The 19,932-nt window shown below is 41.4% G+C and carries 21 protein-coding genes; 3 read left to right on the top strand and 18 right to left on the bottom strand.

The window, feature by feature from the left end; all coding sequences use genetic code 11:
- The first annotated feature begins 45 nt into the window (after positions 1 to 45).
- On the top strand, positions 46 to 1,263 hold the full coding sequence (gene glp, locus LDM93_RS09775) for a gephyrin-like molybdotransferase Glp (RefSeq protein ID WP_223892223.1): 1,218 nt from the start codon (positions 46 to 48) through the stop codon (positions 1,261 to 1,263).
- Positions 1,264 to 1,295: 32 nt separating this feature from the next.
- On the opposite strand, the gene LDM93_RS09770 is transcribed toward glp, so the two are convergent.
- The 9 genes from LDM93_RS09770 to mnmG form a co-directional block, all read right to left on the bottom strand.
- Positions 1,296 to 1,916, bottom strand: coding sequence for a c-type cytochrome (locus tag LDM93_RS09770; protein ID WP_223892222.1), 621 nt, complete (start codon positions 1,914 to 1,916; stop codon positions 1,296 to 1,298).
- Positions 1,917 to 1,932: 16 nt separating this feature from the next.
- Entirely contained in the window at positions 1,933 to 2,313 is a 381-nt protein-coding gene (locus tag LDM93_RS09765; protein ID WP_223892221.1) for a hypothetical protein, read from the bottom strand.
- A 49-nt stretch (positions 2,314 to 2,362) separates the two neighbouring features.
- On the bottom strand, positions 2,363 to 2,944 hold the full coding sequence (locus tag LDM93_RS09760) for a 6-carboxytetrahydropterin synthase (protein WP_223892220.1): 582 nt from the start codon (positions 2,942 to 2,944) through the stop codon (positions 2,363 to 2,365).
- A gap of 60 nt (positions 2,945 to 3,004) precedes the next feature.
- Positions 3,005 to 3,763, bottom strand: a complete 759-nt coding sequence (locus LDM93_RS09755; protein ID WP_223892219.1) for a 7-carboxy-7-deazaguanine synthase QueE — start codon at positions 3,761 to 3,763, stop codon at positions 3,005 to 3,007.
- The gene (gene moaA / locus LDM93_RS09750) at positions 3,763 to 4,740 is read right to left on the bottom strand and encodes a GTP 3',8-cyclase MoaA (protein WP_223892218.1); all 978 of its coding nucleotides are present in this window, start codon (positions 4,738 to 4,740) and stop codon (positions 3,763 to 3,765) included. The genes LDM93_RS09755 and moaA overlap by 1 nt, the downstream gene beginning before the upstream one ends.
- Positions 4,741 to 4,860: 120 nt before the next feature.
- On the bottom strand, positions 4,861 to 5,847 hold the full coding sequence (locus tag LDM93_RS09745) for a c-type cytochrome (protein ID WP_223892217.1): 987 nt from the start codon (positions 5,845 to 5,847) through the stop codon (positions 4,861 to 4,863).
- A gap of 1 nt (position 5,848) precedes the next feature.
- On the bottom strand, positions 5,849 to 7,078 hold the full coding sequence (locus LDM93_RS09740) for a cytochrome bc complex cytochrome b subunit (protein WP_223892216.1): 1,230 nt from the start codon (positions 7,076 to 7,078) through the stop codon (positions 5,849 to 5,851).
- A 9-nt stretch (positions 7,079 to 7,087) separates the two neighbouring features.
- A complete protein-coding gene (gene petA, locus LDM93_RS09735) occupies positions 7,088 to 7,600 on the bottom strand; it encodes a ubiquinol-cytochrome c reductase iron-sulfur subunit (RefSeq protein WP_223892215.1) in 513 nt (170 codons plus the stop codon).
- Positions 7,601 to 7,794: 194 nt separating this feature from the next.
- The gene (mnmG, locus tag LDM93_RS09730; RefSeq protein WP_223892214.1) at positions 7,795 to 9,669 is read right to left on the bottom strand and encodes a tRNA uridine-5-carboxymethylaminomethyl(34) synthesis enzyme MnmG; all 1,875 of its coding nucleotides are present in this window, start codon (positions 9,667 to 9,669) and stop codon (positions 7,795 to 7,797) included.
- Between the two features lie 100 nt (positions 9,670 to 9,769).
- Here mnmG and ribE point away from each other — a divergent pair, with 100 nt between their 5' ends.
- A complete protein-coding gene (gene ribE, locus LDM93_RS09725; RefSeq protein WP_223892213.1) occupies positions 9,770 to 10,387 on the top strand; it encodes a riboflavin synthase in 618 nt (205 codons plus the stop codon).
- Positions 10,387 to 10,680 (top strand): cupin domain-containing protein, encoded by a 294-nt coding sequence (locus LDM93_RS09720; RefSeq protein WP_223892212.1) that lies wholly within the window; start codon positions 10,387 to 10,389, stop codon positions 10,678 to 10,680. Before ribE ends, LDM93_RS09720 begins: the two co-directional genes overlap by 1 nt.
- On the opposite strand, the gene LDM93_RS09715 is transcribed toward LDM93_RS09720, so the two are convergent.
- The 9 genes from LDM93_RS09715 to rplM form a co-directional block, all read right to left on the bottom strand.
- Positions 10,660 to 11,442 (bottom strand): tRNA (5-methylaminomethyl-2-thiouridine)(34)-methyltransferase MnmD, encoded by a 783-nt coding sequence (locus tag LDM93_RS09715; RefSeq protein WP_223892211.1) that lies wholly within the window; start codon positions 11,440 to 11,442, stop codon positions 10,660 to 10,662. The genes LDM93_RS09720 and LDM93_RS09715 overlap by 21 nt on opposite strands.
- A 6-nt stretch (positions 11,443 to 11,448) precedes the next feature.
- The gene (luxS, locus tag LDM93_RS09710; RefSeq protein WP_223892210.1) at positions 11,449 to 11,964 is read right to left on the bottom strand and encodes an S-ribosylhomocysteine lyase; all 516 of its coding nucleotides are present in this window, start codon (positions 11,962 to 11,964) and stop codon (positions 11,449 to 11,451) included.
- 76 nt (positions 11,965 to 12,040) lie between these two features.
- Positions 12,041 to 12,673 (bottom strand): HAD family hydrolase, encoded by a 633-nt coding sequence (locus tag LDM93_RS09705; RefSeq protein ID WP_223892209.1) that lies wholly within the window; start codon positions 12,671 to 12,673, stop codon positions 12,041 to 12,043.
- On the bottom strand, positions 12,657 to 14,276 hold the full coding sequence (locus tag LDM93_RS09700) for an ABC transporter ATP-binding protein (RefSeq protein WP_223892208.1): 1,620 nt from the start codon (positions 14,274 to 14,276) through the stop codon (positions 12,657 to 12,659). Before LDM93_RS09700 ends, LDM93_RS09705 begins: the two co-directional genes overlap by 17 nt.
- Positions 14,273 to 15,643: an ABC transporter permease gene (locus tag LDM93_RS09695; protein WP_223892207.1), complete on the bottom strand. Its 1,371-nt coding sequence runs from the start codon at positions 15,641 to 15,643 to the stop codon at positions 14,273 to 14,275. Before LDM93_RS09695 ends, LDM93_RS09700 begins: the two co-directional genes overlap by 4 nt.
- Positions 15,640 to 16,617 carry an ABC transporter permease gene (locus tag LDM93_RS09690; RefSeq protein ID WP_223892206.1) on the bottom strand — a complete coding sequence of 326 codons (978 nt, stop codon included), beginning with the start codon at positions 16,615 to 16,617 and terminating at the stop codon, positions 15,640 to 15,642. The genes LDM93_RS09695 and LDM93_RS09690 overlap by 4 nt, the downstream gene beginning before the upstream one ends.
- Positions 16,611 to 18,752 (bottom strand): ABC transporter substrate-binding protein, encoded by a 2,142-nt coding sequence (locus tag LDM93_RS09685; RefSeq protein WP_223892205.1) that lies wholly within the window; start codon positions 18,750 to 18,752, stop codon positions 16,611 to 16,613. The genes LDM93_RS09690 and LDM93_RS09685 overlap by 7 nt, the downstream gene beginning before the upstream one ends.
- A 285-nt stretch (positions 18,753 to 19,037) precedes the next feature.
- Complete coding sequence (gene rpsI / locus LDM93_RS09680; protein ID WP_223892204.1) at positions 19,038 to 19,427, bottom strand: 30S ribosomal protein S9; 390 nt, start codon at positions 19,425 to 19,427, stop codon at positions 19,038 to 19,040.
- A 2-nt stretch (positions 19,428 to 19,429) separates the two neighbouring features.
- Positions 19,430 to 19,855, bottom strand: coding sequence for a 50S ribosomal protein L13 (gene rplM / locus LDM93_RS09675; protein ID WP_223892203.1), 426 nt, complete (start codon positions 19,853 to 19,855; stop codon positions 19,430 to 19,432).
- Between the last annotated feature and the right edge of the window lie 77 nt (positions 19,856 to 19,932).

The following is a 19,932-nucleotide window of genomic DNA, read 5'->3' as shown; positions in this document are numbered from 1 at the left end:
TAATCGACCCCTCTGATCAACATAACTTAATTTTAAAGGTTCAACATGCCCGTTTCTATCACGCAAGCACTTGATATTATTTATAAAAATACCTCTGTGGTAAACTCTGAGGTCATACCTATTGAGATGGCATTGGGACGTGTGATGAGTGAAGACTCCATCGCTACATTTGATCTACCGCGTTTTGACAACTCTGCCATGGATGGATATGCGGTGAAATGTGCTGATGCAAACAGTACCGTGGAATGTACAGATGTGATCTATGCCGGAGATGATCCTCAAATGACACTTCAGGCTACAAAGGCCATCAAGATCATGACAGGTGCTCCTATTCCGAAAGGTTGTGAATCAGTCATCCCCATAGAGAATACGACTGTCAATGGCACACAGGTCACCTTGCCAGAAGAGATCAAAAAAGACGGGCATATAAGACATGCGGGTGAAGATATCAAGAGCGGTGCTGTCTACCTGCATAAAGGAGAGAAGGTCACGGCATACAGCATAGCACTTCTTGCCAGCCAAGGAGTGACACATCTACGGGTAACACGCAAGATCAAAGTGGCTGTCTTTGGTACAGGAGATGAACTGCGTCCACACTTCGAAAAAATAGCCCCACACCAACTCTACAACTCAAATACGCCTATGTTCTTGGCACGTGCCAAGGAGCTGGGATGCGAAGTACAATACATAGGCAGTTCCGGTGACACATTAGAGTCTTTGACGTCTGCTATCAAATCTGCATTGAATGCGGATATCATCATCACATCTGGTGGTATCAGTATGGGGGACAAAGACTTCACCAAAGAAGCTTTTACAAACTTGGGTATGACACTGCACTTCGACAAAGTAGATATCAAACCGGGTAAACCTACTGCTTTGGGGACCATAGGAGACACTGTTGTGATCAACCTGCCTGGAAATCCTCTTGCATCTATGGTGAATTATGAAATGTTTGTACGCGCTGCCATACGTAAAATGTCGGGGATGAACGCCTATTATCATCATACGATATCTACAGAGATAAAAGAAGACTTCACACTTAGAGCAGGTAAACATACCGTACGTCTGGGTACATTTGACGGACAAACATTTATGCCGTTCACAAAACAACTTCCCGGCATGATCTCACCCTTAGAACAAGCCAATGCTATGCTTATCACCATACCTGAAATTTCAGTGCTAGAAAAAGGCAGAACGGTTAAAATACTACCGATAAATTGGGAATTAACCGCTTCTGAAAAGGAAGATTTTTTTACATGTTAAAGGAAAAAGAGGGACATTGCCCTCTACATTTTTTAGATCTGTGAAAGATACTCAGCCACTGCTTCGATCTCTTCGTCAGACATTGTTGCCACTTGAGCCGTCATAAGCGAACCCATTCCAGCTACATTTTTTGTACCTGCTTTATACTCGTTCAAAGAAGTAATCAGTGCTTCTTTATCCTGACCGGCAATTACTGCTGATTTTCCAAGTGCTTTTGTCTTACCATTTGCACCATGACACCCTTTACATTTGGCATACGCTGCAGGTGATGCAGGTGGTGTAGCAGGAACAGCAGCTGGCGCTTCTGTTGCTTCTGGTGCTGCAGGCGTTTCTGATGTTGCAGACTCTGCTACTTCCTCTGCTTTTTCTTTCACTACTTCCGCTGCTTCAGCTGCTTTTTCTGCCGCAGCTACTTTGGCTTCTGCTGCTTTTTCTGCTGCTTGATCCGCCATTTTTTTCGCTTTAACTTTTGCTTCTTCTGCCATTTCGGTTATTTTGATCTTCGCCGTCTCTACAGCATGTACGGTATCTTTTTTAACTGCTTCTGCAACTTTGGTTGTATTCACTTCTGCTACTGCTTTTTGTGTCTCTTCTCCACAGGCTGTAAACAACACAGTTGCTGTTACAAGAGAAAGTAATGTACTATTCTTCATGATCGATCCTTTCTATTTACTTGGCTGCCGGTTTTTCGGCTTCTTGTGGGCAGGTTCCCGGTGCTGGTGTTGCTGGTTCTGCTGGTGTTGCTGCTTTTGCTGATTGGGCAGGTTTTACCGGTGTTGCTGGATCTGCTGCTTCTACAGACTTTGCGGCTTCGGCAGGAGCTGCAGGTTTCGCGGCATCCGCTGGCTTTACTGGTTCTGCAGGTGTTGCAGGTTTTGCTGGCGCCACACATTCTGCTGGTTTTGGTTTTTTTGGTGATACTAATGGTGCTGAAGATTTTTCAGATGCAATTTTTTTAGCTGGAACTTTTTCTACTGTTTTTGCTTCTTCTGCATAAGCGGTAAACACTACACTCGCTGTGACAAAAGAGAGAAATATTATTTTCTTCATACTCTATCCTTCTTGTGTTCATGCATCTATTATAACTAAAAAAAGGAACCTAAACCTTTTTAGGATTTTTAATATGAATACGATTCAGCAATTTATCCCAAAGTGCACTGTCACTCCATTCACTTTGTACTTGAGGGGAGAATACAATATCTTCAAGCTTTATGGTCCCCATAATCTCACTATGGGCATCTTCTTTAAACCCTTGTGCATATCCGGTGTCAGTCTCATGTACAATAATACTGTGAAGCTTTACTTCTCTCTCGCCATTTTGCATATCTGTGCACGCCAAAACACGTTCTACCATAAGATAGATCACACGGGAAAACTGTTCTGCCGAAGGAGAAACAGGCAGTTCCACCCATCTATTACTGTAGGTTTTCATCGCTTCTACATAATTTTTATCATCTTTGGACCAAAGCGTGATCGCATGATCAAAGGAGTCTATCAGCTCTTTAATGTACCGTTTGGTCAGTCCAAAATCATACACCATTTGTCCATCATCAAGATAGTTTGACTCTAAGAGTACTTCAATTTTATAAGAGTGTCCATGGATATTTTCACTGCAGCGCTGTGTGCTACAGTCACGTACAATATGCGCATTTTCAAATTTAAAAAGTTTTCTGATTAACATGTGTCTTCCTCAACTAGGAGTATATTCATCTGATTTTAACCAAGCTAACTAAAATTTAGGTTATACACCTTGGGTAGTATCAAAAACGCGTATATGCAGTCTGTCACTATACTTAAAATTATATTTCATGCAGAATTCAAAAACAGCTTTGTCATTTTTCCAAATGGTATCTCTGCTTTCACCCACAGGCATACAGTAGACGGGGAGATCCGGCAAGAATTCTCTTATAGCTTCTATCTCATCGAGCGCTGAAGTTTGTACCAGATCCGCATCAATGGTAAATTTTAAAAAAGACTCTTTTGCATGATCACGTATAGATCGAAGTGCCTGAGGAACGATACGCTTCGCTTCAGGTTCACCTGAATTGGCCAATTTTAAAGAGAGTGCAAAGATACAGAATTTGTATGCAGGATACTTTTCAAAGTCTATCTCGATTGTACCATTGGTTTCAAAAGTGATCTCAATCCCTTCTGAAACCAACCACTCAATGACTGCATAAAATACAGTATCACTATGATACATTAAGGGTTCACCCCCCGTAATGACCATATGTGGTTTATAGCCTATCGCGCTGAATTCTTTTTTAAGTCTGTCGATCAGTGTTTTGCTGTCATCAACTTTTATCCAGGATTTGGCATAGGCACTGTCTACCGCAAAATAGGTATCACACCCGTAGCGTACTTCACCGTCGACTTCATAACTTGCACCAAAACCAGGACAGCTCAAATTACAGCCGCCTGTACGTAAAAAATACGAAGGTACCCCCGCGTATTTACCTTCACCCTGGATCGAAAAAAACTGTTCAGTAAGGTAAAACATCAGCCACCAGTTTCATAAAAAGCACGTGAAGAAATTTCTTTCTCTTCATTAGGGTTATCTTCACTCCAACGGTTCTCTTTTGGTTTGTCTTTGAGTACTTGAGCCAAAACATTTGCCGCACCTTGGATATCACCCTTTTTCACTGACTCTGCAATACTCATCGCTTCATCGAAATAAAGACATGGGATGAGATTACCCTCAGCAGTCAAACGTATACGATTACAGCTCTCACAAAAATCATGTTTATGCGGGTCTATCAATCCAAACTCTGTCCCATCTTCAAGTGCATAGTTAAATGATGGACTGGCACCTTCCCGTCCTAAAGCATGAATCGTATGTTCCTCTTTTACTTTCGCAAGTATCTCTCTTCCGTGCATACCTTTGAGTGCTTGATCTGCATGTCTGTTTTCCATGTACTCTATGAAACGTACTTTGATATTACGTGCTTTACAATAATCCAAAATATCTAATATCTCACCATCATTAATACCTTTAAGAGGAACCATATTGATTTTCACTTTAAGACCGACTTCTAAAGCTTTATCTATGCCTTTAAGTACTTGAGGAAGTACGTCTTTCCCTGCTATCTTCGCTGCTACATCCGCGTGCAGTGAATCGAGTGAAATATTCAGTCTTTTAAGCCCTGCATCCTTAAGTCTTTGTGCTGCTTCGGGAAGAAGATAAGCATTGGTTGTCAGTGCTAGATCTATATCCGGCTTATAATCAGATATCATTTTAATAAAGACATCAAGATCTTCTCTCAGTAGCGGTTCCCCACCTGTGAGACGAATTTTCGTTACCCCTTCATCGATAGCAACTTTGACAAATAAAAAGAGTTCTTCAAAAGTAAGTAAATTCTCTTTAGGTACCCATGAAAAAGGTTTTTCCGGCATACAATACTGACATCTAAAGTTACAGCGTTCTGTCACTGAGATACGTAAATAGTTCACTGTACGGCCATGTCCATCTATAAGCATATAAAATCCAATGTATAATTTTTTAAAATTTTTTCTTAGGGTAGCAGAATGTAGATAAAAAAGGGATAATGTGTATCAAGAAAGTGAGGACAAGGAGATTCCCTGTCCTAAATCGTTAGATTAGTGCAAGTCTCTCCATTGTGACTTCTTCCATAGCAATGCAAGAAGTGAAAACAAGATAAAGAAACCAATGACGATCGGTCCAAGCGCTTCTCTTTTTTCTTTACTTGGATCACCCACTTCAGTAAGGTAGGCTTTTACCTTCTCATATCCTTCATGGTTCAGACCCACTCTAGGCATTGATGTACCAGCCAATTGACTTTGTGGATTTTCAATGAATGTCTCCATAAAGTGCTCGCTTCTTGCTCTGATGATCATAGAAAGATCCGGAGGAAGTTTACCCATATAGGCTTTCACGGCATCTTGCTCATCTATCACTTTGATCTTATGCGCCAGTGCATCTTTTTCATATTTGAATGCTGGTGTTTCACCCAACTGTGTCAGTTTACCGTAACGTACAGCATGGCATCTTACACAAGCTTCCATAAACGCTTCTTTAGATGTAACTTCTCCAGCTTTATTCTTAAGTAGATAAGCTACAACATCAGCAATTTGCTGCTTGTCACTCATCATTGATTTGATCGATCCCATTGGGTGCATCATGGTATCTGCGTATTTATGATCCACATTGGATGCCATCGCAGGATCTTTGATCAAAGCGATAAGATAGTTTTTATCATAAAGTGCACCTGCATGATCAAGGTTAGGCGGTATCACACTACCCATATTCATGTTTGCACCATTATGACACCCCATACAGAGTCCAAATCCTGCTTCACCTGCAGTCGCATCTCCTTTGAGCCTAGCAACTTCTGCTACTTCTGCCCAGAATGCTTTTTTTGCTTCAACCCTTGCAGTATCTCCTGCACGTACTGCTTCTTCGATGTCATCTGCTCCATTATAGGTAAACCCATGACTCTCTATTTTGATCTCATTACCCTGAGCATCCACTTTTTTATGCATCTCATGGTGTGCATAAGGTTCTACCAAATAATAGGTCAATAATGAAAAGAAGACAACAACTGCTAATATTTTTAATTCTCTCATGTTATGCTCCTTTCTCTATTTTTTTTTCGAACATAGTGATAATGAACAAGATCGGTCCAAGTGCTAGAAATGTCCATGCTGATACCAAGCCTATCCATGCAAATGTAGGATCTGTCGGAGGTAATTTACCCATTGCTGTAAGTACTATCATATCTACAAGTAAAACCCAGAACCAAACTTGGAAAAGTCCTCTTTTATGTGCTGGAGCCACATTTGGACTTCTATCGATGAACGGCAAGAAGAACAGGGCTAGCTGCGCAATACCAAACGCTATCAGACCAGCATCTTTACCGAATGGACGCAAGATCTCATAGGACCACAGGAAGTACCACTCAGGATAAATGTGAGCCGGTGTTTTAAGACCATCTGCCGGGTCAAAGTTCACCGGGTCCATCGCAAAGTTAAAGTTATAGAATACCAGGTAAAAGAAGAGTATAAAATATACACCCATGACAAAGACATCCTTACTTAAAAATACTGGAGAGAAAGGAATGACTTTAGACTCTTTTTTCTTTCCAGATTTCCAAAGATCTGCAGCTTCTTTAAAGTCTATCTCTGCACCTTCTTGGTTGTTGACATGCGGTATTCTTAGCGTACCAAAATGCAGTACGATCAGCCCAATGATCACCAATGGGATCAAAAATACATGCAGCATAAAGAATCTGGTCAAGAATGCATCACCAGGAACATAATCACCACGTATCCATTCAACCAAACCATACGCCTCAAGAGAACCTCCAGAGAAAAGGTTTGTAATAACCATACCTGCCCAGTAACTCATCTGTCCCCAAGGGAGCATATAACCTGAAAAGGCTTCTGCTGAGAATGCAACAAAAAGTGCCATACCTGATAGCCAGATAAGCTCTCTACCTTTTTTGTATGAACCATAGTAGATACCTGTGAACATATGAATGTAGATGATAAGGAATACAATAGAGGCACCCACCCCATGAATATGTCTCCATAACCAACCATAGCCTACTTCACTCATGATCGTATAATTGACAGAATCAAAAGCCAGGTTCGTATCTGGTTTATAATACATAAGTAAGAAGATACCAGAAAGCACGAGTATACCGAATGTCGCCGCCAGGACCATACCCATAGCCCAAAGGAAGTTAATATCTTTTGGGATCCAATATTCCGTATTGAGTACTCTTTTGAGTGTATTAATGGCTAAACGCTGATCCAACCACTCATTAAGATTCTTCGCTTTTTCAAAATGTGCCATAATTCCCCCTTATACCGTTAGGCCGGCATCTAACATTTTTTGATATTCTGGACCAGTCTCGCCAAGAACAAGCTTTGTTCCATCTATTTTAAATGGAGGAATTTCAAGTGGACTTGGAGGAGGACCGAAAATTTGGTGTCCACTTGCATCAAATTCACCACCGTGACAAGCACACTTGAACTTATGCTGTTCTTTCTCATAGGCAGGAATACATCCCAAGTGCGTACAAAGACCGATAGAGACATGATATCTAGCTGTACCGATCACTATATCTCTGTCATCTGCTTGCATATCTTCCGATTTCTTTAAAACAAAGATCGGTTTCCCTCTCCATTTTTCGACAACAAGTACATTTTCTTGAGCACCACTCAAATCAATGGTAGTAAAACCCGCTGCTTTTACACTCGGCAATGGATCCCATGTACGTTTTGCCGCGTAGAGTGCGCCTACACCACCTACTGCCGCACATGCACCAAGTGCCATACCCATAAAGTCCCGACGACCTTTTTCTTTTTCTTGCATCTTTAATCCTCCATAAATTAAAACTATATTTATATTGTATTGTACTTATGATTAAAGAAGCAGTGTAAAAAAAATGTAAACTACCCCTGAATAGATAAGATGTTACTGCAGGTAAATTAGGAATATTATATTCCTAATTTATATTTATTATAATTTATTTTTTTAACTTCATACTTTTATCATCATTTTTTCTATTATCTTTTTTTGTTTTTTTGAGCCATTTTAATATGCACATGTATAATTTCCAAAGCCGCAGGTGTCACACCCGATATCTGTGACGCAGCAAACAGCGTAGGAGGTGTAGCAATCTCAAGTTTTTCAACGATTTCATTGCTCAATCCTGAAATATGCTTATAGGCAAAACCTTCGGGTATTTTGATCTTCAGCATATCATCCATCTGTAATATCTGCTGTTGCTGTTTCTCTATGTAACGGCTGTATTTGGCTTCAATGAGAATCTGCTCTATCACCTCATCATCATACTTGTCAAACTCCGGCAGAAGCGTAACCAATTTCTCTCTATTGAAATCTCCACGCCCTATCACATCGAGGAAAGGTGTTTTGTCATTTATTTTCACAGCACCTATAGATTCTAGCTTAGCCAAAAACTCTTTGGTAGGCGTTGCATGATGCACTCTCAAGTAATCCAATGCTTCCTCTAGGTTCGCTTTTTTCTCTTCAAAATGCTTGATATACTCAGCATCCAAAAGTCCCAACTCTTTTCCGTAATGTGAAAGTCTCATATCTGCATTGTCCTCACGCAGAAGCAGTCTGTACTCTGCACGGCTGGTGAACATACGGTAGGGTTCTTTGGTTCCTTTGGTTACCAGATCATCGATCAGTACGCCGATATAAGCCTCATCTCGTCTAAGAATGAAAGGTTCTTTGCCTTGTATGCTCAGTGCAGCATTGATCCCTGCCATGAGTCCCTGTGCAGCTGCCTCTTCGTACCCGGTCGTACCGTTTATCTGACCTGCGGTATAGAGCCCTTTTATCTTCTTCGTTTCAAGCGTATGTTTTAGGTCCGTTGGCTGGATGTAATCATACTCTATGGCATACCCATAACGGACTATTTTCGCATTTTCCATCCCTGCAACTGAACGTACCATCTCAAGCTGTACATCAGTCGGTAATGATGTACTCATACCGTTGATATAATACTCCGTTTCATCAATGGTTTGAGGCTCGACGAATATCTGATGTCTCGGTCTGTCTCTGAAACGGTTGATCTTGTCTTCTATACTTGGACAGTAACGCGGTCCTACACCTTCTATCTGCCCCGAAAACATAGGTGCCCTGTAGAAGTTACTCTCAATGATCTCATGGGTATCTTCATTGGTGTATGTCACATAACAAGGCAACTGTGTAGGGTTAAACGTCTTCTTATCTGTTCTAAAAGAAAAAGGCGGCGGTGGGGTATCTCCCGGCTGTATCTCCATACCCGATGTGTCAACACTCTTCGCATCAATACGCGCACAGGTCCCTGTCTTCAGGCGACCGATATTCAACCCTAGTCCACGTAAGTACTCAGCCAATTCTATAGAAGCAAATTCACCCTGTCTACCTGCTGTTTGTGTTTTTTCACCTATATGGATGAGACCGTTAAGGAATGTTCCTGCTGTGATGATGACTTTGGAAGCCATGTATCTATTTCCAAGTTGTGTCGTTACCCCTTTGACCTCACCCTCTTCTATGATCAGACCTTCTGCTATCTCCTGTTTTACATCAAGGTTATCCGTGTTGAGGACTACATTACGCATGTAGATACGGTACTCATCCATATCTATCTGCGCACGGCTTCCTCTGACTGCCGGACCTTTAGAGGCATTGAGTGTACGGAACTGTATCCCCGTTTTATCTGTACACAGACCCATCTCACCACCAAGGGCATCTACTTCTCTTACCAGGTGACCTTTAGCCAGTCCGCCTATGGCAGGGTTACAAGAAGATGCCCCTATCTGTTCTGCTAATATTGTGATCATCAATGTTTTGCTTCCCATACGCGCAGAAGCCAAAGAAGCCTCTATCCCCGCATGTCCGCCACCGATGACTATGACATCATAATTCATAAAAAAACCTTACCTCTTATTCACAAGACAAAGCAGTGAACAAGAAAAAATATATATTTTGCTATAATAATCGAATTATATCCAAAAAAATTGAGGTCACATGTTTACAGGACTTATACGAGAAATTGCGACAGTAAAAAGCTATCAAAACAATATTTTAACCATTCAGTCAAAACATGCTGCAAAACTCGGTGACTCCATAGCGATCAATGGTGTCTGCTTAACGGTTATTAAGGTAAACAATGACGGTTTTGATCTCGAACTGGCAGATGAGACACGTTCTATCATTGATGAAAGCAAGATTACTGGACAAGTACACATCGAACCGGCCATGATGATGAACGACCGCTTTGAAGGGCATATCGTACAGGGGCATGTCGATTGTGTCGGTACAGTCTCACAGATCACGCCTCGAGAGAATGCCACGGACTTCATCATCACTGTGGATAAAAAATACATCGCACATATCATACCAAAAGGCTCTATTACCATCGATGGCATCTCTTTGACAGTCAATGACGTAGGAGCAGATCATTTCAGACTCACCATCATCCCACACACACTTAAAGAGACCCTGATGAAAAACTATAAAGTGGGCACTAAACTGAATATTGAAACTGATGTCTTTGCACGATACATCGACCATATACTGGCACACAGAAGCTCAAAAAAATGTATGAGCTGGGAAGAAGTTGACAGTTTACAAATGACATACTAGTGAATATTTACGACTATCTAACCCCTCAAATCGGTGAAACCTTCACCACCCTTCTCGAACATAAAAATATCAAGATCAACCGTATCATCAGTTCAAATCATGTAGAGGAAACAGAATATATACAGGAAGAAGATGAATGGCTGGTCGTACTTGAGGGTAAAGCAACACTCCTTCTAAAGGGTGAAAAGAAAACACTTATAAAGGGGGAATCACTGTTCATCCCTTCAAAAACACCCCATCGTGTTTTGAGTACGCAAAGTGGTACGATTTGGCTAACGGTCCATATCTTTTAAATACTCTGCATCTCTCATACTGCGTGCTTGTGTATTACGTACTTTTTTCAGTTCCATATCTATATATTCTAATCCGTCAAGTAATTTCAGGCTGGCTACGGTTGAGTAACGCATCATTTCAGCTCTGTGTACAAAGATAAAAAAATCATTTTCATACAATCCCAAACGTATGGCTGCTGCTGTTGAGTAGGTGGTAAGCAGTGCATCCTCTTTGCAAAGTGCCCTGATATCTGCAAAGTGTTCTTTCGTCCAAAGCAGTGGATTGTGTGCGGGGCTGAAAGCATCCTGATAGATGATGTCTACCTTCTCTTTTATCTTTGGAATACTTGTTCTTGCATCCCCTAGAAGTATCTCTATCTTGAACTGTTCATCTTCATAGTAAAGATCAGAACTGACCGCTTTGATAATGTGTTTGATACTCTCAAATTCCGGAGGGAAATCAAAGGTATCCAGGGAACGCACAAGCCCTTCATCAAACTCTGGAGAGAGTATGTGTACTTTTGTCTTTAAGCCCTGTTGTTTTATGTAATAGAGGCTTGCAAAGGTATTATATCCCAGACCAAAACAGATGTCCAAGATAGTCAGTTCACTCTTTTTTTGACTGAAAGAGAGTGCGGGTTTAACATGTTTCTCTAAAGACTCATGTAGCGCACCATCTTTGGTAGAGTGGTAGGGTTCGTCAAACTCAATAGAAAAGAGTGTATTAGTACCATCTTCACACAGTACCAACTTTTTTTCTTCCCTTAACGATTCATTATACATTATTGGTTATTTATTTGCCTCTTTGAGTTGTTTTTTTGTCATTTTGAGTTTTTTGTTGTTCATGACGCCTATTCCTCTGTCCAAAACAGTGTGTGCGATAAGCTTTGCTTCACCTAGTGAATGCATCTTATAGGTTCCGCACTGATACTTATTCAGTTCCGGAATGTCTTTTTTGCTTTCAACGCCAAGGACATCTTTCATCGACTTCTTCCACGCTTTGGCTACCTCTTTGGCTTTTGGCGACCCAAGAAGTGACATATAAAAGCCTGTGCGACATCCCATAGGAGAAAGATCTATGATCTCCACATCTTCACTGTTCAAATGTTCTCTCATAAAACCGGCAAACAAGTGCTCCAAGGTATGGATACCTTTTTCTGACAATGCTTCCGCGTTCGGTACACAAAAACGCAGATCGTACACTGTGATGTCATCGCCACTTGGACTACTCATCTTTTTGGCCACACGTACCGCAGGTGCGATCATCTTCGTATGGTCTACAGTAAAACTGTCTAATAATGGCATAGAATTTCCTTCAAAATATTTTTTTTGATTATAGCGAGATTTACTAAGTCTGGAGTTACGACTTCTTTAATGTTCTTTATCCTTGGGTAATGAACTTCACAGCTTCGAGAGCTGTTTTAGATACATTATCCGTATGTTTTAATAACAATGCTTCATCTGCATATCCGCATGTCACACCCACACTATCGATATTTGCTGCTTTAGCCGCCAAAATATCCATCGGTGTATCGCCTATCATCCAATACTTATTTTTGTCACCCTGTAATTTTGATAATGCTTTGAAAATAGGTTCGGGGTGAGGTTTGGGATTTTCTACATCCTCCCTACCTATCAATACATCAAAATAGGTCATCAGCCCCATATGCTCTAAAAGTTCTATGGAATACTTCGCTGTCTTGGTCGTCACCACTCCCAGAACTGCATGCTGACTTGCAAGTTCTACCGCTTCCCTTGCTTCAGGAAGCAGCACTGTCTTGGCACATGAAATTTTTTGATAATGCATCTTATACGCCTGTACATGTGCATCTACAGAAGCCTCCTCAACACCCAGTGTTGCAAACATCACATCTAAAGGATGTCCTATCTCCGCTTTGATCGATTTATCATCAGGTGATTCTTTTCCATGTGCCTTAAATGCAACAGCAAAACTTTCCAGTATGGCTTCTGTTGAATCTATCAGTGTTCCGTCTAAATCAAATAGTATTATCATTTTCTCTTTCTTTATGCATTAATTTTGGTGCTGAAGCAAGTAATTTTTGTGTGTAAGGATGCTGAGGGTATTCCATCACATCTTCTACCAAGCCTTGTTCAACAATTTTACCCTCTTTCATCACAGCAACTTCATCTGCTATCATAGGGATAATAGATAGATCATGTGTGATAAACAGATACGAGACCCCTGATTCTTTTTGCAGTCTGGTAAGTAAGTCTAAGACCTGTGTCCGCACAGAGACATCAAGTGCTGAAGTAGGTTCATCACAAATGATCAGTTCAGGTTCTACCGCCAATGCTCTTGCGATACCTATACGTTGACGTTGTCCTCCTGAAAACTCATGCGGATAACGATGCATGTGTGCAGCTTCCAGATCCACTTTTAAAAGCAGTGCCTCAATATACCGATCTTGTTCACTTCTGCTTTTTGGTCCCACATCCAGACTGATCATACCTTCTCTAATGATATTGGCTATCGTCATTCGAGGATTTAGCGCAGAAAAAGGATCTTGAAACACCACTTGTATCTTACGTCTGTAAGGACTTAAAGCTTTTTTATCCAGTCCAACCAGATTTTGGTTCTCAAAGCGCACTTCTCCCTCTGTCTCCTCCAGCAAAGAGAGTATGGCTTTACCGATGGTACTTTTACCGCTTCCTGATTCTCCAACTAGTGCCAGTGTCTTTCCCTTTGCGATAGAAAATGTGACATCATCTACCGCCTTGACAACCCCTGTTGTTCTTTGAAAAAAACCTTTTTTGATGGGAAAATGTACTTTTAACGCTTCAACCTCAATGAGTGGGTCAGATACTTCTTCTTTGTTGTATGCTTTGGTAGCCTTGGCATCTGCCAGCAAGCACTGCGAATAGGCATGTTGCGGATGCGTAAAAAAATCTTCACACGCTGCTTGCTCAACGATCTCTCCTTGTTTCATCACGGCAACCCTGTCAGCCATTTCTGAAACCACAGCCATATCATGCGTAATGAACAATATAGAGAGATCCCTCTGCTTACATATCTTTTTGAGTAACCCAAGTACTTGTGCTTGTATCGTGACATCTAACGCCGTGGTAGGCTCATCTGCTATAAGCAGGTCAGGTTCACAGGCCAGTGCAATCGCTATCATCACTCTTTGTTTTTGTCCACCGGAGAGTTGATGCGGATACCAGTGGTAACGTTCTTCAGGATCTTTTAATGCCACTTCCCTAAACAGTGAGAATACCTTCTCTTTGATCTGCTCTTTTTTGAGCCCCAAATGCACCTTGATCACTTCTGCAATCTGCGAACCTACCGTCATCACCGGATTCAACGCGGACATAGGTTCCTGAAATATCATCGCTATAGATTTGCCTCGTACTTTTTGCATCTGTGATTCGGGAAGATTAAACAATGCTCTATCTTTTAAATGAATCTCTCCTGAACGCACAGCTATGACTTCAGGCAGCAGCCGCATGATAGCCAATGAAGTTAAAGACTTACCGGACCCGGACTCCCCGACCAAAGCAAAGATCTCCCCATGCTGAATGTCAAAACTGACACGGTCCAATACTATGTTACTCCCCACACTCAATGAAAGATCTTTAACGGTTAAGATACTGCTCATACTTTATTCCTAGGGTCCAGTACCGTTTGAATACGGTCAGAAAATAGATTGGCAGCCAAAACCAAAATAAACATAAATACAAATGCCGAAAAGAGCGACCACCAAACCATGGGTTCTCTTGCCATCTCCAGTCGGGCCTGGTTGATCATATTTCCCCATGAGTGCATCGTTGGATCGACCCCTACACCTACATAGGAGAGTACGGCTTCAGCCAATACCAGCCCAGAAAAGTCTAACACTACAGAGATAAGAATGATATGCATGAGGTTCGGCACAATGTGACGACGAATAATCGTCAACTTGCTCACACCAAATGCTTTGGCTGCAGTGACAAACTCCATTTGAGAGATTTTAAGCGTCTCAGCTCTAAGCAGTCGACATAAACCTGTCCATGAAGTGATCCCAAGGATCAAGATAAGAAATAACAAACGCAGATCAGAACGTTCAAGGGTAGTTTCAAACCATGTGGGGTGGTTATCCATCATTACTTGCATAGAGAGTACTCCCGCTGCGATAAGCAGTACACCCGGGATCGAAGAGAGCGTGGTATAGATATACTGGATCACATCATCCACCCAGCCGCCGAACAACCCTGCACTTACACCCAGGATCACCGCTACAGGCAACATGATAAGTGTGGTGAGTATCCCTATCAGGACCCCGGTACGAATGCTCTTGAAACTTTGATAGAGTACATCACCACCCACTTTATCTGTGCCCAATACATGATAAGAGTAGCTGAGCAAATAGAGCCAGGTAAATGCCACAACCAAGAGTATGAATGTCACATAAGCCGTACGCCACGGCAGATCACTTTCTCCCTGCCACGTCTCTTTGCATGCACGCATAAATCTTGATCTCTCTCTCCACCAGATATGCAGCATCACAAGTGACAGACTTACTATCAAACCTACACCCACTGCGAACAGAGATTCCTCTACAACGTTATCTTTGGTAGAAACATGTTTTAAAGGCAGGCGAACCTGTTTGGTCATGCCCTTTTCATCTACCATAATGGAACTTGTATACTCCACCGTGGCAAAAGGTGCAGAGTAGGTACGCTCTGTATTTTCAATATTATGTTCAAAGATCAGATCCAGAAAGGAGACCATTTCAGACGTATACACGACCTCCTGACTCTTTTGTCCTTCAAGAGGCAGTGCAAAACGCAAATGTATCGAGTCAAGCAAAGTGAACAGTACATAAAACAAAAGTACCGTTGCAGAGGCCATCGCGATACTTGATCTAAAGATCATCTGCCATTGTTTCTTTATTTGAGGAGAATGTGAGATCACCCATGACCATAGCAAGAGTACTATTACCAATGACCATACCAGCATATCTGTCCAAAGTAATACCAGTTTCATGAGAGCTTCACCCGCGGATCAAAAAGTGTATAGGAGATGTCTGTCAAGATCAATCCCAGGATATAAAGGACCGAACCTAAAAAGACCATCGCTTTGACGATAGCAAAATCTTGTGAATTGATCGCATCGATCGTGTATGAACCAAGTCCGGGAATACCAAAAAAGGATTCCATAATAAGACTTCCCATAAAGAGTGAAGGGATGATCACCACCACCCCTGTCAAAATAGGAAGCATCCCGTTACGCAACACATGTCCAAACAATACTTTAATTTCAGAGAGTCCTTTGGCCCTTGCAGTACGCACATAATCCTGGTTGATCTGTTCCAAAAAGATACTCCTGTACCAACGTACGCCTGATCCTAACCCCGAAAAGACACCTATCATCACAGGTAAGAGTATGAACTTCACACCATCCCATCCACTCTCATACCCCGATATAGGTACCCAGTGCCAAATCTTGGAAAAAAGCACCTGCCCGGCAATGATATAAAAGAGCCCAGAGATAGACATGATCATCACGGCGATGATCATCATACTTGTATCCAACATAGACCCTCTAAAAAGTACCAAAAGCAGTGCCAGACTAATGTTGGTGACCAGTGCGATCACAAATGTCGGTAAAGCAATAGAGAGACTGGGTATCATACGCTCTTTGATATCTGATCCTATGTCACGGTTGCTGTCTGAAAAGCCAAAATCAAAGGTAAAAAGCTTGAGAGACTCTTGTACAAAAAGAGTCTCTGATACCTGTGCAAGACCTTGGGCTTTGGTATTGACAAAAAGAGGTTTGTCATAGCCTCTCTCCTCTTTCCATGATTGTATGAGTTCAGGAGTTACCTGTTTGGCACCTAACTGTACTCTTGCCATGTCATCCGGACTATTGACCATAAAGAACAACATAAAGGTAATCAGGTTGACCCCTATCAGTATGGGTATCGCATAGAGTATTCGTCTCATGATATAGGCTAACATATACCCTCCTCTTGAAAGATCACTCTGTTTTGTCTATTTCTATAGATGCGGCGAAGTGAAAAGACCATCACCAACACAAACAGTGCCATGATGATCAATGGCATCACTACAGGCTGATTCCACTCTTTTTGTTTTTCTACCCGCAAAGTGGCATCAATACGTTTATACTTCAGTGTATTGTTTGCCATGGCATTGGGAACCACATTACGATACCAGGCATGAGACAGGGCCAAAGACTTGGGATGAATACCCCACACCCAGGGTGCATCCTCTCTTGATATTTTGACCATTTGACGTATAATTGCCATTCTCTCAGGCGTACTCTTCATCGTTTTCATTTTTTCAAAGAGTCTGTCAAACACCGGATTTTTATAATTTGAGGAGTTGATCCCCGCACCATTGGTATCGATAGAGGCATTAGGCCCATAGAGCAAAAAGAGGAAGTTTTCCGGATCTGGATAATCAGCATTCCAGCCCCATGAAAAAAGTTGTGTCTTGCCTTTACGTACTTTATCTTGGAAGCGGTTATAGTCAGTCGCACGTATCACAAGCTGTATACCCAAGGCATCAAACTGTTTACGATACCAATCCATCAAAGCTCTGTCATCAGGACCCGTAGCAGTGACATCATAGTGAAGTTTTAAAGGCTTTCCTGTTTTATTTGAAATACCATTTGGGTATCCCGCTTCTGCCAAGAGTTGTCTAGCAAACGCCAATGACTTACGTACTCTCTTACCGTCAACCCAGTCATAGACCACGCTATTGGTACCTTTTTTCCCCTCTTCATATCCAAAAATACCAGGAGGTATGACACTTTGTGCAGCGATACCTCTTTCATTCATAAAGATAGAGATATACTCTTCCTGATTAATAGCAATACTAATGGCTTGTCTTAATTTTCTGGCTGACTCTGTATATCCGCCGACAATAGGATCTACCATATTAAATGCCATGTAGTAAATGGAAGGCTGCACAGACCCGATCAATGAAATGCCCTTTTTTTGCATCTCTTCACTTAACCCCATACTGCCCGATGAAGATATCTGCACCGCTTGGTCAAACGCTTCCGAGCTGATACCTGAGGCATCATAATATCCCTGTAAAAACTTGTTCCATAAAGGAATGCTCTCTTTTTCCAGGGCATAAATGATCTCATCTATAAATGGCAGTTTCTTCCCTGCATCCTCATGATCTGAACCAGGATACACCTCATCATGAAAATTTGGGTTTTTTACCAGACGCATCTGTTTATTGGGATTGTTCTCTGCCAAATAGTAGGCTCCTGTCCCTACAGGATACCAATTGAGCGTCAGATTTTTAGACACTAAACCCTGCTGCTGGTAAAAGATATCTGCCTCCCAGGGTATAGGTGCAAAGAAATTCATCGTAAGCCAATAGAGGAACTGCGGGTATTTTCCTTTTATCTCTATGACCAACGTATAATCATCCACAACCTTTACCCCTGAAATATCATACGCACGCAGATCAAGGACTTCCCCCTTTGCTCTCTTTCTTTTTGCTATCTTTGTAATCGCACTCGAATATGATTTTAACCCCACGATATAGGTTTGCATCGTGTCCAAGATAGGGGAGTGGTTCTGCCTGACCCCCATACGCTTTATGGCATAGGCATAATCTTCTGCCAGTAAATGACGTGTACCCTTCTTTGGAAAATCATCCAATGTCTCTATCTTTTCAAGATCTTCTTGGCTCAATGCTGCGTAAAGCAGCTGCCCTTTTTCATCTTTTGCAAAAGCGGGATGGTTTTGATACATGACATCTTTTCTAAGGTCCAGACGGTATTCGCTGAATGCTACACGCTTATCATTTTCACCCACTTCTTCTCTCTCTTTATTCAGGTAACGTATCGTTGGCATTTGAATGAGTGTCAGTGGTTCAAGCGTATAAGGTCTTTGAAGGTAATTGTATTGCAACGGGGGTTCATAGATCTGACCGATGAATGCCCATTCATTAGAACTATAGGAGACAACCGGATCCAGTCTTTTAGGAGAGAGTGAAAAAGAGGTAAAAAGCGTATTGGAGGCACTCTTTTCCTTGTTATGAGGGTTATTCCAAACATCCGCCTGAAGCAATGATACGATCATCATCAATAAAAAGATCTTTATCCTAACCATCTGCATCTATTTGTATCTTCCCTTATCGTGAACTGCTTCTAAATTATATCAGAGGTAAAATAGTAGCATACTTTAGTCATTTTAGGCTAATGTAGACGTATGGAGACAAAATAAGATGAATAATCGTGATCATTATACTTGGGTTGAAGTGTATAGATAAAAAGTATGGGGTGTGTACTCTGTAGATTTTGCAAGAGAAAAGCTCTTGCAAAAAGTGCCAAGGATAAACCTTGGAAAAAAGAAGTGGAAAAGATTTTCCAAAGAGAAGCTTTGGAAAAAGATCGACTATCTTTTTGAGAATTGTGGAGATCTTCTCGCTTTTTTCTTTCCTGGTTTCTTTCTTTCAACTACTCTTGAATCTCTAGTAAGAAGTCCCATTGGTTTAAGGATCGCTCTGAAAGATGGTTCAAACTCTACAAGTGCTTTAGTGATACCATGCTTCAATGCATCCGCTTGAGCAGCATAACCACCACCAAGTGTAGTAGCTCTGATATCCATAGACTCAAGTTGTTTAGTTGCTTCAAGTGGAAGTCTTACTTTCATCTTAAGTGTTTCATGTCCACCCAACCATTGGTCAAGTGTTTTACCGTTGATAAGCATTTCACCGTTACCTGGAGTCAACCAAACTTTAGCGATCGCTGCTTTTCTTTTTCCTGTTGCGTACATAGTTGCCATGCTTACGCTCCCTTATTGATTTGAGCAGTGTGTGGATGTTCAGCACCTGCATATACTTTAAGCTTTTTAAGCATTGCTCTACCAAGAGTAGTCTTTGGAAGCATACCTCTTACAGCCAATCTGAAAAGTTTTTCTGTATGGTTTTCTAACATATCATCCAGTTTTTTACTTTTAGTAGAACCGAAGTAACCACTGTGAGTAAAATACTCTTTGTCTTCAAGTTTAGCTCCTGAGAACTTCGCTTTTTCTGCATTGATGATTACTACGTAGTCACCACAATCTACATTTGGTGTAAATGATGGCTTGTGTTTACCTCTAAGAAGTGTCGCTACTTCAGTTAAGATACGACCAAAAGTTTTACCTTCTGCATCGATCAGAACCCAGTCACGTTGTACTTCAGAAGGTTTAAGAACTGATGTCAATTTCATGAATTTTCCTTGTTTAAATAGAACTATCTACACAGTAAATGCTCTTTTGTGAACGGATTCTACCCACTTAAACTTAA

Origin of the sequence: Sulfurovum sp. TSL6 (genome assembly GCF_019972115.1) — a bacterium.
In the GTDB taxonomy this organism is placed as follows: Bacteria; Campylobacterota; Campylobacteria; order Campylobacterales; family Sulfurovaceae; genus Sulfurovum.
The sequence above is the reverse complement of the archived record's forward strand: the minus strand, read 5'-3'. Positions and strand labels throughout refer to the sequence as shown.